Genomic DNA, 12,603 nt, shown 5'->3' on the forward strand with positions numbered 1-12,603 from the left:
GGGCAGCCTATCGGGAGCACGAACGGCGGCCCTCATCGAGGGCCGCCGTCGCGGTGGTGCAGGTGGAGTGACGCTCAGGAGGACCGCTCCGCGGCGCGGATCCGGACCTCGGCGCGGCGGATCCGGGCCTCGTCGTCCTCGTCCGAGGTCCGTGCGCTCTCGAGCTCGCTCTGGGCGGCCGACACGTCGATGTCCGTCGCCAGGATCGCCCGCTCGGACAGGATCGAGACCCGGTTGTTGGCCACGGAGAGGAACCCGCCGTCGACCGCGGCGACCACCAGGTCACCCTCCTCGGCGGAGATCTCCACGACCGCGTCGGTCAGCAGCGAGAGCAGCGGCGCGTGGTCCTTGAGCACACCCACGTCGCCCTCGACCGTGCGCGCGATGACCATGGTCGCCTCGCCGGACCACACGGTCCGGTCGGCGGCGACCAGCTCCACATGCAGAGCGTCGCCTTCCGAGGCGGCCATCAGAGGTTCTTCTGGATCTCGGCCCACTTCGCCTCGACGTCGTCCAGACCGCCGCACATGAAGAAGGCCTGCTCGGCCACGTGGTCGTACTCGCCGTCGGCGATCTTGTTGAACGCCTCGATCGTGTCCTTGACGGGAACCGTCGAGCCCTCGATGCCGGTGAACTGCTTGGCGACGTAGGTGTTCTGCGAGAGGAACCGCTGGATGCGGCGCGCCCGCGACACGATGATCTTGTCCTCCTCCGACAGCTCGTCGACACCGAGGATCGCGATGATGTCCTGGAGCTCCTTGTTGCGCTGCAGGATCTGCTTGATCCGGATCGCGCAGTCGTAGTGCTCCTGCCCGATGTACTGGGCGTCGAGGATCCGCGAGGTCGACGTCAGCGGGTCCACCGCGGGGTAGATGCCGAGCGAGGCGATCTCGCGCGAGAGCTCCGTCGTGGCGTCCAGGTGGGCGAACGTCGTGGCCGGGGCGGGGTCGGTGTAGTCGTCCGCGGGCACGTAGATCGCCTGCAGCGAGGTGATCGAGTTGCCTCGGGTCGAGGTGATCCGCTCCTGCAGCTGACCCATCTCGTCGGCCAGGTTGGGCTGGTAGCCCACGGCCGAGGGCATGCGACCCAGCAGGGTCGAGACCTCGGAGCCGGCCTGGGTGAACCGGAAGATGTTGTCGATGAAGAGCAGCACGTCCTGGTTCTGCACGTCGCGGAAGTACTCCGCCATCGTGAGCGCCGACAGGGCGACGCGCAGACGCGTGCCCGGCGGCTCGTCCATCTGGCCGAACACCAGCGCGGTCTGGCCGATGACGCCGGCCTCGGTCATCTCCTCGATGAGGTCGTTGCCCTCACGGGTGCGCTCGCCGACACCGGCGAACACCGAGACACCACCGTGGTCCTTGGCGACACGGGCGATCATCTCCTGGATCAGCACGGTCTTGCCGACGCCGGCGCCACCGAACAGGCCGATCTTGCCGCCGTTGACGTACGGCGTGAGGAGGTCGATGACCTTGATGCCGGTCTCGAACATCGTCGTCTTGGACTCGAGCTGGTCGAAGGCCGGGGCCTTGCGGTGGATGCCCCACCGCTCCTTGACCTCGTACTCCTCGCCCTCCTCCAGGTTGAGGACGTCACCGGTCGCGTTGAACACGTGACCCTTGGTGATGTCGCCGACCGGGACCGTGATCGGGCCGCCGGTGTCGGTCACCGTGGCGCCGCGGACCAGGCCGTCGGTCGACTGCATCGAGATGGCGCGGACCATGCCGTCACCGATGTGCAGCGCGACCTCGAGGATCAGCGTCTTGTGCTCGCCGTTGAGGTCGAGCCCGACCTCCAGCTTGTTGTACATCTCGGGCATCGCGTCCGCGGGGAACTCGACGTCCACGACGGGTCCGGTCACCCGGGCGACGCGGCCGGTGCTGGTCGCACCCGAGCCGGTCTTGGTCTCTTCAACAGTGGCAGTCATGGTCTCTCACTCGCTCTGCTAGTCGTTGCCTGAGTTTGCGTCGGCCAGCGCGTTGACGCCACCAACGATCTCGCTGATTTCCTGGGTGATGCCGGCCTGGCGGGCCTGGTTGGCGATCCGCGTGTACTTCTTGATGAGCTCGTCGGCGTTGTCCGTGGCGGACTTCATCGCCTTCTGACGGGCGGCCAGCTCGGAGGCGGCCGCCTGCAGCAGTGCGAAGAAGATCCGGCTCTGGACGTACTGCGGAAGCAGCCCGTCGAGGACCTCGGCCGGAGACGGCTCGAACTCGTAGAGCGGCAGCAGGTCGGACGCGTCGTGCTCCTGTCCACCCTCCTCGGCCTCGACGACCTCGAGCGGCAGCAGCCGCACCGCGGTGGGCTCCTGGACGAGCATGGAGCGGAACCGCGTGTAGACCACGTGGACCTCGTCGACGTCGCCGTCCTCGCCCTGCTCCTTGAGGAACGCCTCGATCAGGTGCCGCCCGATGTCGGCGGCCGTGTCGTAGGACGGCTGGTCGGAGGCGCCGGTCCAGGCCTGGACGATCGGGCGCTGGCGGAACTTGAAGTACGCCTCACCCTTGCGTCCCGCGATGAACCAGTCGATCTCCTTGCCTTCGCCGCGCAGCTTCTCGGCGAGGCGCTCGGCCTCCTTGAGCACGCTCGAGGAGTAGGCACCCGCGAGACCACGGTCGCTGGTCACGATGAGGACGGCGGCCCGCTTGGGGTCCTCCTCCTCCCGGGTCAGCGGGTGGTCGACGTTCGAGAACGTCGCGACGGCCGACACCGCACGCGTCAGCTCGCGGGCGTACGGCGCTGCCGCCTGAGCCCGTTGCTGCGCCTTGATGATGCGGGACGCAGCGATGAGCTCCATGGCGCGCGTGATCTTCTTCATCGACTCCGTCGACTTGATCCGCGCGCGGTACTCACGCAGCGAGAGGGCCATGGGTCAGCCTCGCTTCTGCTTGACGATCTGCTCCTGGTCCTCGTCCTCCAGCGCCTCGGCCGGAGCCTCGTTGCCGACCTTGATCGAGCCACCTTCGGAGGTCTCGAACTCGTTGAGGAAGGAGTCGTAGGCATCAGAGAGCGAGGACTCGGTGTCGTCCTCGAACTTCAGGGACTCGCGGATCGCCGCGAGGATCCCCTCGTGCGAACGGCGCAGGAAGTCGAGGAACTCGCGCTCGAAGCGGAGCACGTCCTCGACCGGGACCCGGTCCAGGCGGCCGGTGGTGCCGAGCCACAGGGAGACGGTCATCTCCTCGAGCGGGTACGGCGAGTAGGCCGGCTGCTTGAGCAGGGCCATGAGCCGCTGGCCGCGGTCGAGCTGCTGGCGCGAGGCCGCGTCGAGGTCGGAGGCGAACATCGCGAACGCCTCCATGGCGCGGAACTGCGCCAGGTCGACCTTGAGCGAGCCGGTGACGGCCTTCATGGCCTTGGTCATCGCCGCGCCACCCACGCGCGAGACCGAGACACCCACGTCGATGGCGGGGCGCTGGTTGGCCGCGAACAGGTCCGACTGCAAGAAGATCTGGCCGTCGGTGATCGAGATGACGTTGGTGGGGATGAACGCCGAGACGTCGTTGGCCTTGGTCTCCACCATCGGCAGACCGGTCATGGACCCGGAGCCCAGCTCGTCGGAGAGCTTGGCACAGCGCTCCAGCAGCCGGCTGTGCAGGTAGAAGACGTCACCCGGGTAGGCCTCGCGGCCCGGCGGGCGGCGCAGGAGCAGCGACACGGCGCGGTAGGCCTCGGCCTGCTTGGTGAGGTCGTCGAACACGATGAGGACGTGCTTGCCGTCGTACATCCAGTGCTGGCCGATGGCCGAGCCGGTGTAGGGCGCGAGGTACTTGAAGCCGGCACTGTCGGACGCGGGGGCGGCGACGATGGTGGTGTACTCCAGCGCGCCGGCCTCCTCGAGGGCGCCACGCACGGAGGCGATGGTCGAGCCCTTCTGGCCGATGGCGACGTAGATGCAGCGGACCTGCTTGCTCGGGTCGCCGGTCTCCCAGTACTGCTTCTGGTTGATGATCGTGTCGATCGCGACGGTGGTCTTGCCCGTGGCGCGGTCGCCGATGATCAGCTGGCGCTGGCCGCGGCCGATCGGGGTCAGGGCGTCGATCGCCTTGATGCCCGTGGCGAGCGGCTCGTGCACCGACTTGCGCTGCATCACCGAGGGCGCCTGGAGCTCCAGCGCGCGACGACCGTCGGTCGCGATGTCGCCGAGGCCGTCGATCGGGTTGCCGAGCGGGTCGACGACGCGGCCGAGGTAGCCCTCGCCCACCGGGACCGAGAGGACCTCGCCCGTACGACGGACGGTCTGGCCCTCCTCGATCTTGTCGAACTCACCGAGGACGACGGCACCGATCTCGCGGGTGTCGAGGTTCAGCGCCAGTCCCAGCGTGCCGTCCTCGAACTCGAGGAGCTCGTTGGCCATGGCCGAGGGCAGACCACTGATGCGCGCGATGCCGTCACCGGCCTCGGCGACCGTGCCGACCTCTTCCTTGCCGGCGGCCTCCGGCTTGTAGTCGGAAACGAACTTCTGGAGCGCGTCGCGGATCTCGTCCGGACGGATCGAAAGCTCCGTCATGTCTGCCTACTCTCTGATCTCTGACTCAGGTGTTGTACGTGGTGGGGGTTGCCGGCGTCAGCCGGCCAGCTTCCGTCGTGCTTCGTCGATCCGGCCTGCCACCGTGCCGTCGATGACGTCGTCACCGATCTCCACCCGCATGCCTCCGAGGAGGGACGGGTCGACGACGACGTTGAGGTGGACCTCACGGCCGTACTGCTGGGTGAGCGCCCGCTGCAGCCGGGTGCGCTCCGCGTCGCTGAGGTCCTGGGCCACCCGGACCTCGGCCACGCTCTCCTTGCGCACCGAGGCCGCGACCTTCTGGAACTCGGTGAGCGCCAGGTTCACCGTGCGGTAGGCGCCCGAGAGCGCCTGCTCGGCGAGGACCAGCGACTCCGGGAGGACCTTGCCCTCGAGCAGCGTGCGCAGCAGCTCGCGCTTGTCGCCCGTGGAGCGGGCGGGGTCGCTCAGCGCCGTGCGGAGCTCGGGGTTGTCGTTGATCGTCTGAGCGATGCCGAACAGCTCGTCGGCCAGGCGGCTGGCCTGGGCCGCCGTGGCACCGCCCGAGCGCACCACGGCGATGACGCCGAGGAGCTCGAGCGCGTCCGCGAGGTCGCGCGTGGCGGTCCACCGACGCGACACCGCGTCGGCGACCAGGTCGAGCGCGACAGCGTCGACCTTGCCGTCGAAGAGGGATCGCATCAGCCCCGCCTTGGCGGCCGAGTCGGTCGAGACGTCCGTGGCGAGACGCCGCAGCGCCGGCTCCGAGCGGAGCACGGCCGCGATGCCGAAGAGGTCCCGGCCGAGGTCGGTGCTGGGGTCGGGGACCCCGGCGAGCCGGTCACGCAGACCGGCCACCGCCTCGGCAGAAGCGCCACGTACGGACATCAGCTCACCCCGTTGCCGCGGGAGCTGCCGGCGCCCTCGATGGCCTCGAGGTCGGACAGGAACCGGTCGACCACGCGCGCGGAGCGCTCGTCGTCCTCCAGGCTCTCCCCGACGATGCGCCCGGCGAGGGTGGTCGCGAGCGCACCCACCTCGGCCCGGAGCGAGGTGACCGCCTGCTGGCGCTCCGCCTCGATCTGCGCCTTGCCGTGCTCGGTGATGCGGGTGGCCTCCGTCTGCGCCTGGTCCCGCATCTCCGCGATGATCTGGGCGCCCTGCTCGCGCGCCTCCTCACGGATGCGCGCCGCCTCGTGCCGAGCGTCGGCGAGCTGCTTCTCGAGCTCGGCGAGCTTGGCGTCGGCCTCCGCCTGCTTGGTCTCGGCAGCCGCGAGCCCGCCCTCGATCGCCGTCGTGCGCTCGGCGAACGTCTTCTCGAACGCCGGCACCACGAACTTCCTCACCAGGAGGAAGAGCAGCCCGAAGACGACGAGCGACAGCACGATCTCGACGGGGTGGGGCAGCAGGGGGTTGAGCTCGTGCTCCCCCTCCTCCGCCTTCTCGGCGGCCCTCACGACGAGCGTGGGGATGAGTGTCTGCATGGCAGTCCTTCTTGTTCGGTCGGCCTACGTCGGCTGGACGGAGGTCAGCTCAGGACGAACGCGAGGGCGATACCGATAATGGCGAGCGCCTCGGCGAGCGCGAAGCCGAGGATCGCGATCGACTGCAGGCGCGACTGGGCCTCGGGCTGGCGAGCGACGCCGTTGATGTAGGCCGCGAAGATCAGACCGATGCCGATACCGGGGCCGATGGCCGCCAGGCCGTAGCCGATCATGTTGACGGAGCCGTTCAGAGTGCCATCCACGGCAATCTTCCTTTCGGTTGTTTCTATCTCAGGTGATACAGCAATGGGGTGTGGTGCGGTCCCGGAGGACTAGTGCTCGTCGGCCAGCGCGCCCTGGATGTACATGGCGTTGAGGAGGACGAAGACGTAGGCCTGGAGGAACTGGATCAGGATCTCCAGGAAGGCGACGGCGATGAACAGGACCCAGGCGAGGATGCCGACCGGAGCGTAGGCCGCGCTCATCTCGAAGACGAGGTGCTGGCCGCCGAGCGCGAACAGGATCAGCAGCAGGTGGCCGGCGAACATGTTGGCGAAGAGTCGCAGGGCCAGCGTGACCGGCCGGACCAGGATGTTCGACAGGAACTCGAGGGGGACCAGCAGCACCAGGATCGGGCCGGTGATTCCGGCCGGCACCGACTGGAGCTTGAAGTAGCCCACGAAGCCGTGCTTCTTGATGCCCACCGCGTTGTAGATGACCCAGCTCAGCAGGGCCAGCCCGTAGACCATGCCCGAGCGTGAGAACGTCGGGAACTGGATGAACGGGATCGTCGCGAACAGGTTGTTGAGCAGGATAAACGCGAAGAGCGTGAAGAGGTACGGCACGAACCGCATGAAGTCGTGGCTGCCGATGATGTCGCGGCCGAGCGAGTTGCGGACGAAGCCGTAGGCCTCCTCGCCGACGAACTGCAGCCTGCCCGGGACCATGGCCCGCTTGCGCGAGGCGAGGTAGAACAAGCCGAAGATCAGCACGGCCGAGAGGACCAGCTGCAGCATCGGCTTGGTGACGCCGAGGACGAACTCCTGGCCGAAGGCGTGGATGGTTCCGAAGTCGCCGCCGATCGGGGGCAGGTCGAAGTCGGCCGGCCCCGGAGGGGTGAACTCCGTCCGGATGCCCGCGGCCTGCGGGACAAGTGCGCTGCCGATGCCGCTCAACGTGTCTCCTGTGTCGTCACTGCCAACTCGTGCACTACTACGTCTGGGTCTGGTTCGGGTCCCGATCGTCCGGGGCACGGAAGCGTGCCCAGGTCTGGAACAACCCGAGCGCGGCGCCCAGCAGAATCCCGACCACGACCAGGAAGGACGTCCCCAGCCACCGGTCGAAGAGCCATCCGATCAACCCGTAGACAAGCACACCGGAGACTAGGTACCCAAAGGCGAGCCAGGGGTCTCCGCGAGGTCCGTCGTCGTGCTCCGCAGGGGGAATCTCCTGAGCCATCGCGAACCGGACAATAGCAGTCGCGCTCGGTCATCGTTCACCCGCCTTCGACGGAAGGTCGTAGACCGGGATGCGGCGGCGGGTGACCAGCACGATCTGGCTGACGAGCCAGATCAGGGTGCCCCCGATCACCGCGCCCGCGAGCCAGGCCCGGTCCAGGGTCTCCTCCAGCACGCCGGACGCCGAGAGCACGGCGAAGACCAGCCCCATCAGCACCACCTGGAGCGTGTAGGTGAGCAGCGCGAACATCAGCGCGGCCGTGGGCATGACCTGGGCCACCGCGTTGACGCCCAGCGAGCTGCCGCCCAGGACCACGAGCACGAGGACCGTCCCCACGACTGCGCCCCACGCCGCGGCGGAGCCCTGCGCGAGTGCGCCGACCAGGCTCAGCAGCAGGCCGAGGACCAGGACCACCGCGGCCGCGGTGACGAGCACGCTGACACCGCTGTCCCGGGCGGGCTGCCCAGAGCGGGGAGTGCGGGGAACCTCGGTCGTCATCATCGGCGGCCGTCCTGGTGGGGGTTTCGGGTGCTCGTGAAAACTATCACAAAGTCTCGGAAGGCTCGGAATCGGCGCTCTCCCCTGCCGCCGGGGCGGGGTCCTCGGCCAGGATCCTCGGGCGATGGACGACCGGCAGCAGGAAGGTGAGCAGGACCGTGACGGCGGCCATCGCGCCGAGCGCCGCCCACATGCGCGGGCCGGTGTAGAGGCTGGCCAGGACCGTGCCGAAGGCGATCAGGGCCGCCCACAGCCACATGATCACCACCGCGCGGCGGTGGGAGTGGCCGATCTCGAGCAGCCGGTGGTGCAGGTGCTGCTTGTCGGGGGCGAACGGCGAGCGGCCCGCCCGCGTCCGACGTACGACGGCCAGGACCAGGTCGGCCAGCGGCACGATCAGGATCAGGACCGGCAGCCCCAGCGGCAGCAGGAAGGGCAGCAGGCTGGCCTGCGACCCGCCGGCGCCCTCGGTCAGCTCGTTGCCGGTGAACTGCGTCGTGATCGTGAGGGCCGTCGTGGACAGCACCAGCCCGATCAGCATCGAGCCGCTGTCGCCCATGAAGAGCCGCGCCGGGTGGAAGTTGTGCACGAGGAAGCCCGCGCAGGCGCCGGCCAGCGAGGCGGAGAGCAGCGCGGCCGTCGTGGCGAGCGAGGCGCCGTTGAGGTTGGCCAGCTGGTAGCTGAACAGGAAAAACGCCGCCGCCCCGATGCCGACGACGCCGGCGGCCAGCCCGTCGAGGCCGTCCACGAAGTTGACCGCGTTGACGGTGGCGACCACCACGACGACGGTCAGCAGCTGGCCCTGGGCGGGGTCGAGGACGAACTGGTAGCCGTCGGGGCGCGGGAAGAAGTTGAACTGCAGGCCGGAGTAGATCAGCAGCCCCACCGCCAGCACCTGGCCGCCGAACTTGGTCAGGGCGTCCAGGTCGAAGATGTCGTCTAGCACCCCGATGCCGCAGACCATGGCCCCGGCGATGAGCACGAGGCGGGCGTCCTCGAAGACGAACGGCCCACCGTTGGAGAGGAACGGCAACTTCTGGGCGACCAGGTATGCCGCCACCAGCCCGCCGAGCATCGCGATGCCCCCGAGATAGGGGATCGGCTCGGCGTGGACGTCGCGGTCGCGCACCTTGGCGACCGCACCGGTGCGCAGCGCGATCTCGCGGGCGACGACGGTGAGCAGCGACGTCACCGCGGCGGCGACGAGGAAGACCAGGATGTACTCGCGCACGCGCTCAGCCCTCGTCGGTCACAGTGACCCCGAGCGGCTCGAGCACCTCGTTGAGCCGCTCAAGGGAGAGGGCGCCGTGGCGCAGGACCCGGCCCTGGCTGCCGGTGACGTCGACGATCGTGGAGGCCTCGCCACCCGGGGACTCCCCCGCGTCCACGACCACCTCGACGCGATCGCCGAGCATCTCCTCGGCCTGGTCGGCATCGGTCGCGGCCGGCATCCCGGTGCGGTTGGCCGAGCTGACGGCGAGCGGACCGGTGCGCTCGAGGAGCTCCAGCGCGACCGGGTGGTCGGGCATCCGGACGGCGACCGTGCCGCGGGTGTCGCCCAGGTCCCACTGGAGTGACGACTGCATGTGGCAGACCAGGGTGAGCGGACCCGGCCAGAGCTCCTCGACCAGCGCCCGCGCATAGCCGGGCACCCGTACGGCGAGGGCGTCCAGGGTCGTGGCCGCGCTCACGAGCACCGGCGGCGGCATCTCCCGGCCGCGGCCCTTCGCGGCGAGCAGGCTGGCGACGGCCTCGGCGTCGAAGGCGTCAGCCGCCACGCCGTACACGGTGTCGGTCGGCAGGACGACCAGCCGGCCGCGCTGGATCGCCACGCTGGCGGCCGCGACGGCGGCCTCCAACTCCTCCGGGGTGCCGGTCGGATAGCGGGTGCTCACGGCCTCATCGTGCCAGTCGGGCCGTCAGGAAGCGCGCCCGGCCGGCCAGATCGCGATGGTCGCGCACGTCGGTCCACGGTCCGGCCGCGGCGAAGACGGCCGGGGCCGACTCCCCCTGCACGTCGGCGTGCTCGACCCCCACGACGCCACCGGGGCGCAGCAGCGCCGCGGCCCTTCGCTCCACCACTCGGATCGCGTCCAGCCCGTCCTCGCCGGAGAACAGGGCGAGGTGGGGGTCGTGGTCGCGGGCCTCCACTGCCACCGACTCCCACGCCTCGAGCGGGATGTAGGGCGGGTTGGAGACGACCACGTCGACGGTGCCGAGCAGGTCGTCGAAGGCGGTGCCGAGGTCGCCCTGGCGCAGGTCCACGCCGGTCCCGGCCAGGTTGCGGGCGGCCCACGCGTGCGCGCCCTCGTCGAGCTCGACGGCGTGCACCCGGGCGGCCGGCACCTCGTCGGCGACCGCCTTCGCGATCGCGCCCGAGCCGGTGCCGAGGTCGACGACGACCGGGTCCGCGAGGGCGCCCGCCTCGGCGACGGCCCAGCCGGCGAGCAGCTCGGTCTCGGGGCGCGGTACGAAGACGCCGGGGCCCACCTGCAGCTCGACGTGACGAAACGCGGCCGTCCCGGTGAGGTGCTGCAGCGGCTCCCGGGCCGCCCGCCGCTCCAGCAGCTCGTCGTAGCGACTGACGAGGACGTCGTCGACCTCGTCGACCAGCACCAGGCGGCCACGCGTCGTGCCCAGGACGTGGGCGAGCAGCGCGGCGGCGTCGTGCTCGGGGCTGGCGACCTCGGCGGCCCGTAGCCGGTCCGCCGCTCCGGCCAGCAGTCGCCGGCGGTCGGCCATCAGGACTCGAGCGCCGCGAGCCGGGCGTCCAGGTCGGCCTGGATGCACGAGTCCAGCACCGGCTGCAGGTCACCGTCGAGCACGCTGTCGAGGTTGTAGGCCTTGTAGCCGGTGCGGTGGTCGGAGATCCGGTTCTCCGGGTAGTTGTAGGTGCGGATCCGCTCGGAGCGGTCGACCGTGCGGATCTGGCTGCGCCGGGCCTCGCTCGCCTCGGCGTCGGCCTCCTCCTGCGCGGCCGCGAGCAGGCGGGCCCGCAGGATGCGCATCGCCTGCTCCTTGTTCTGCAGCTGGCTCTTCTCGTTCTGGCAGCTGGCCACGATCCCGGTCGGGACGTGGGTGATGCGCACCGCGGAGTCGGTGGTGTTGACGCTCTGCCCGCCCGGGCCGCTGCTGCGGTAGACGTCGATGCGCAGGTCGTTCTCGTCGATGGTGACGTCGATCTGCTCGGCCTCGGGCAGGACCAGGACGCCCGCGGCGCTGGTGTGCACCCGGCCCTGCGACTCGGTCACCGGCACCCGCTGCACCCGATGCACCCCGCCCTCGAACTTGAGCTGCGCGAAGGGCCCCTCCCCCGGCGCCGGGGTGCCCTTCGCCTTGACGGCGAGCGTGGCGGACTTGAACCCGCCGAGGTCGGACTCGGTGGCGTCGATCATCTCGACCTTCCAGCCGCGCGCCTCGGCGTACCGGGTGTACATCCGCACCAGGTCGCCGGCGAACAGGGCCGACTCCTCGCCGCCCTCGCCGGACTTGATCTCCAGCAGGGTGTCCTTGTCGTCCGCGGGATCGCGCGGGATGAGCAGGTAGCGCAGCCGCTCCGCCGCCGTCGCCTGCCCGGCGACCAGCGCGTCGACCTCCTCGGCGAAGGTCGGGTCCTCCGCCGCGAGCTGGCGCGCCGCCTCGATGTCGCCCTCGAAGCGCTGCCAGTCCTGCCAGGCGGCGATGATCGAGCTCAGCACGGCGTAGCGCTGGTTGAGCTGCTTAGCGAGCCGGGCGTCGGCATGCGTCTCGGGCGCACCCAGGCGCGACTCGAGCTCACGGTGCTCGGCGAGGTAGCCCTCGACGGCCTCGAACATGCGGACTCCTGCGGGTGGCTGGGGACGGTGAAATCACGAGCGCCGACCCGCTGCATGGAGGCAGTGGGTCGGCGCTGTGGGCGAAGCTACTTGCTGTCGGCCGGAGCCTTCTTGGCGTAGCGGGCCTCGAAGCGGGCGACGCGGCCGCCGGTGTCGAGGATCTTCTGCTTGCCGGTGTAGAACGGGTGGCACTGCGAGCAGACGTCGGACTTGATCGAGCCGCTCGTCATCGTCGATCGCGTGGTGAACTCGGCGCCGCAGGTGCAGGTCACCTGGGTCGTCACGTAGTCCGGGTGGATGTCCTTCTTCATGGTGTCCTCTCTGTTCCCATCTCTGGGAGGGCCGCCGGGTCGTCCCCACCTCGTGCGGGCACGTGAACCGGAACCGTCGAACAGGATAGAGAACGCCGCCAGCGGGTGCCTAATTCCCCGCTCCGGCGGTCGAGGTGCGGGGGTCAGCTCTCGGCAGTGCGGGCGAGCAGGGCCTCGACGCGCGAGGCCAGCTCGCGCGGGCTGAACGGCTTGGTGATGTAGTCGTCGGCGCCGGAGTCGAAGCCGGTCTCGACGTCGGACTCCTGCGCCCGGGCCGTCAGCAGGATCACCGGGAGGCCGACGAGGGACGGGTCGGCGCGGATCAGTCGGACCGCGTCGAGCCCCGACGTGCCGGGCATCATCACGTCGAGCACGGCCAGGTGCGGGCGCTGCTCCTGGCAGGCCGCGAACGCCGCCGCACCATCGCCGACGGCGACGATGTCGTGGCCCATGGTCGAGAGCTTGAACTCGACGAGCTCGCGGATGTCCACGTCGTCGTCGGCCACCACGATCCGTGCCACGTCGTCCCTCTCGTCGGTGAAGAAGTG

15 protein-coding genes are annotated in these 12,603 nt (G+C 69.9%); all 15 read right to left on the minus strand.

The genetic code is table 11. From position 1 onward, the window contains the following. Positions 1-74: 74 nt before the first annotated feature. The 15 genes from LQ940_RS14500 to LQ940_RS14575 all read right to left on the minus strand — a co-directional run bounded on the left by LQ940_RS14500 (position 75) and on the right by LQ940_RS14575 (position 12,576). Positions 75-470 carry a F0F1 ATP synthase subunit epsilon gene (locus LQ940_RS14500; RefSeq protein WP_231243918.1) on the minus strand — a complete coding sequence of 132 codons (396 nt, stop codon included), beginning with the start codon at positions 468-470 and terminating at the stop codon, positions 75-77. After that, positions 470-1,927, minus strand: a complete 1,458-nt coding sequence (gene atpD / locus LQ940_RS14505) for a F0F1 ATP synthase subunit beta (protein ID WP_231243917.1) — start codon at positions 1,925-1,927, stop codon at positions 470-472. Before atpD ends, LQ940_RS14500 begins: the two co-directional genes overlap by 1 nt. 18 nt (positions 1,928-1,945) lie before the next feature. Beyond that, a complete protein-coding gene (locus LQ940_RS14510) occupies positions 1,946-2,869 on the minus strand; it encodes a F0F1 ATP synthase subunit gamma (RefSeq protein WP_231243916.1) in 924 nt (307 codons plus the stop codon). Positions 2,870-2,872: 3 nt separating this feature from the next. After that, positions 2,873-4,510, minus strand: a complete 1,638-nt coding sequence (atpA, locus tag LQ940_RS14515; RefSeq protein ID WP_231243915.1) for a F0F1 ATP synthase subunit alpha — start codon at positions 4,508-4,510, stop codon at positions 2,873-2,875. Positions 4,511-4,567: 57 nt separating this feature from the next. Further along, complete coding sequence (locus LQ940_RS14520) at positions 4,568-5,377, minus strand: F0F1 ATP synthase subunit delta (protein ID WP_231243914.1); 810 nt, start codon at positions 5,375-5,377, stop codon at positions 4,568-4,570. Next, positions 5,377-5,973, minus strand: a complete 597-nt coding sequence (locus LQ940_RS14525; RefSeq protein ID WP_231243913.1) for a F0F1 ATP synthase subunit B — start codon at positions 5,971-5,973, stop codon at positions 5,377-5,379. The genes LQ940_RS14520 and LQ940_RS14525 overlap by 1 nt, the downstream gene beginning before the upstream one ends. A 44-nt stretch (positions 5,974-6,017) precedes the next feature. Then, on the minus strand, positions 6,018-6,206 hold the full coding sequence (gene atpE, locus LQ940_RS14530) for an ATP synthase F0 subunit C (RefSeq protein ID WP_193607516.1): 189 nt from the start codon (positions 6,204-6,206) through the stop codon (positions 6,018-6,020). 99 nt (positions 6,207-6,305) lie between these two features. Beyond that, a complete protein-coding gene (gene atpB, locus LQ940_RS14535; RefSeq protein ID WP_231243912.1) occupies positions 6,306-7,148 on the minus strand; it encodes a F0F1 ATP synthase subunit A in 843 nt (280 codons plus the stop codon). Positions 7,149-7,461: 313 nt separating this feature from the next. Beyond that, entirely contained in the window at positions 7,462-7,932 is a 471-nt protein-coding gene (locus LQ940_RS14545; RefSeq protein WP_231365032.1) for a hypothetical protein, read from the minus strand. A gap of 43 nt (positions 7,933-7,975) precedes the next feature. Then, positions 7,976-9,160 (minus strand): glycosyltransferase family 4 protein, encoded by a 1,185-nt coding sequence (locus tag LQ940_RS14550; RefSeq protein WP_231243909.1) that lies wholly within the window; start codon positions 9,158-9,160, stop codon positions 7,976-7,978. A 4-nt stretch (positions 9,161-9,164) separates the two neighbouring features. Then, positions 9,165-9,824: an L-threonylcarbamoyladenylate synthase gene (locus tag LQ940_RS14555; protein ID WP_231243908.1), complete on the minus strand. Its 660-nt coding sequence runs from the start codon at positions 9,822-9,824 to the stop codon at positions 9,165-9,167. A 4-nt stretch (positions 9,825-9,828) separates the two neighbouring features. Continuing rightward, entirely contained in the window at positions 9,829-10,671 is an 843-nt protein-coding gene (gene prmC / locus LQ940_RS14560) for a peptide chain release factor N(5)-glutamine methyltransferase (RefSeq protein ID WP_231243907.1), read from the minus strand. Then, positions 10,671-11,744 carry a peptide chain release factor 1 gene (prfA, locus tag LQ940_RS14565; RefSeq protein ID WP_231243906.1) on the minus strand — a complete coding sequence of 358 codons (1,074 nt, stop codon included), beginning with the start codon at positions 11,742-11,744 and terminating at the stop codon, positions 10,671-10,673. Before prfA ends, prmC begins: the two co-directional genes overlap by 1 nt. An 86-nt stretch (positions 11,745-11,830) precedes the next feature. Then, positions 11,831-12,055 carry a 50S ribosomal protein L31 gene (rpmE, locus tag LQ940_RS14570; RefSeq protein WP_231243905.1) on the minus strand — a complete coding sequence of 75 codons (225 nt, stop codon included), beginning with the start codon at positions 12,053-12,055 and terminating at the stop codon, positions 11,831-11,833. A 143-nt stretch (positions 12,056-12,198) separates the two neighbouring features. After that, a complete protein-coding gene (locus LQ940_RS14575; RefSeq protein WP_231243904.1) occupies positions 12,199-12,576 on the minus strand; it encodes a response regulator transcription factor in 378 nt (125 codons plus the stop codon). Between the last annotated feature and the right edge of the window lie 27 nt (positions 12,577-12,603).

Source organism: Nocardioides sp. cx-173 (assembly GCF_021117365.1).
Classification (GTDB): Bacteria; Actinomycetota; Actinomycetes; order Propionibacteriales; family Nocardioidaceae; genus Nocardioides.

Excerpts from the sequence above, each read along its gene's own strand:
- LQ940_RS14525 (WP_231243913.1), bottom strand. The coding sequence starts at position 5,973 with ATGCAGACACTCATCCCCACGCTCGTCGTGAGGGCCGCCGAGAAGGCG.
- LQ940_RS14500 (WP_231243918.1), bottom strand. The coding sequence starts at position 470 with ATGGCCGCCTCGGAAGGCGACGCTCTGCATGTGGAGCTGGTCGCCGCC.
- atpD (WP_231243917.1), bottom strand. The coding sequence starts at position 1,927 with ATGACTGCCACTGTTGAAGAGACCAAGACCGGCTCGGGTGCGACCAGC.
- LQ940_RS14510 (WP_231243916.1), bottom strand. The coding sequence starts at position 2,869 with ATGGCCCTCTCGCTGCGTGAGTACCGCGCGCGGATCAAGTCGACGGAG.
- LQ940_RS14545 (WP_231365032.1), bottom strand. The coding sequence starts at position 7,932 with ATGATGACGACCGAGGTTCCCCGCACTCCCCGCTCTGGGCAGCCCGCC.
- atpA (WP_231243915.1), bottom strand. The coding sequence starts at position 4,510 with ATGACGGAGCTTTCGATCCGTCCGGACGAGATCCGCGACGCGCTCCAG.
- prfA (WP_231243906.1), bottom strand. The coding sequence starts at position 11,744 with ATGTTCGAGGCCGTCGAGGGCTACCTCGCCGAGCACCGTGAGCTCGAG.
- LQ940_RS14520 (WP_231243914.1), bottom strand. The coding sequence starts at position 5,377 with ATGTCCGTACGTGGCGCTTCTGCCGAGGCGGTGGCCGGTCTGCGTGAC.
- atpE (WP_193607516.1), bottom strand. The coding sequence starts at position 6,206 with ATGATCGGCTACGGCCTGGCGGCCATCGGCCCCGGTATCGGCATCGGT.
- rpmE (WP_231243905.1), bottom strand. The coding sequence starts at position 12,055 with ATGAAGAAGGACATCCACCCGGACTACGTGACGACCCAGGTGACCTGC.
- prmC (WP_231243907.1), bottom strand. The coding sequence starts at position 10,671 with ATGGCCGACCGCCGGCGACTGCTGGCCGGAGCGGCGGACCGGCTACGG.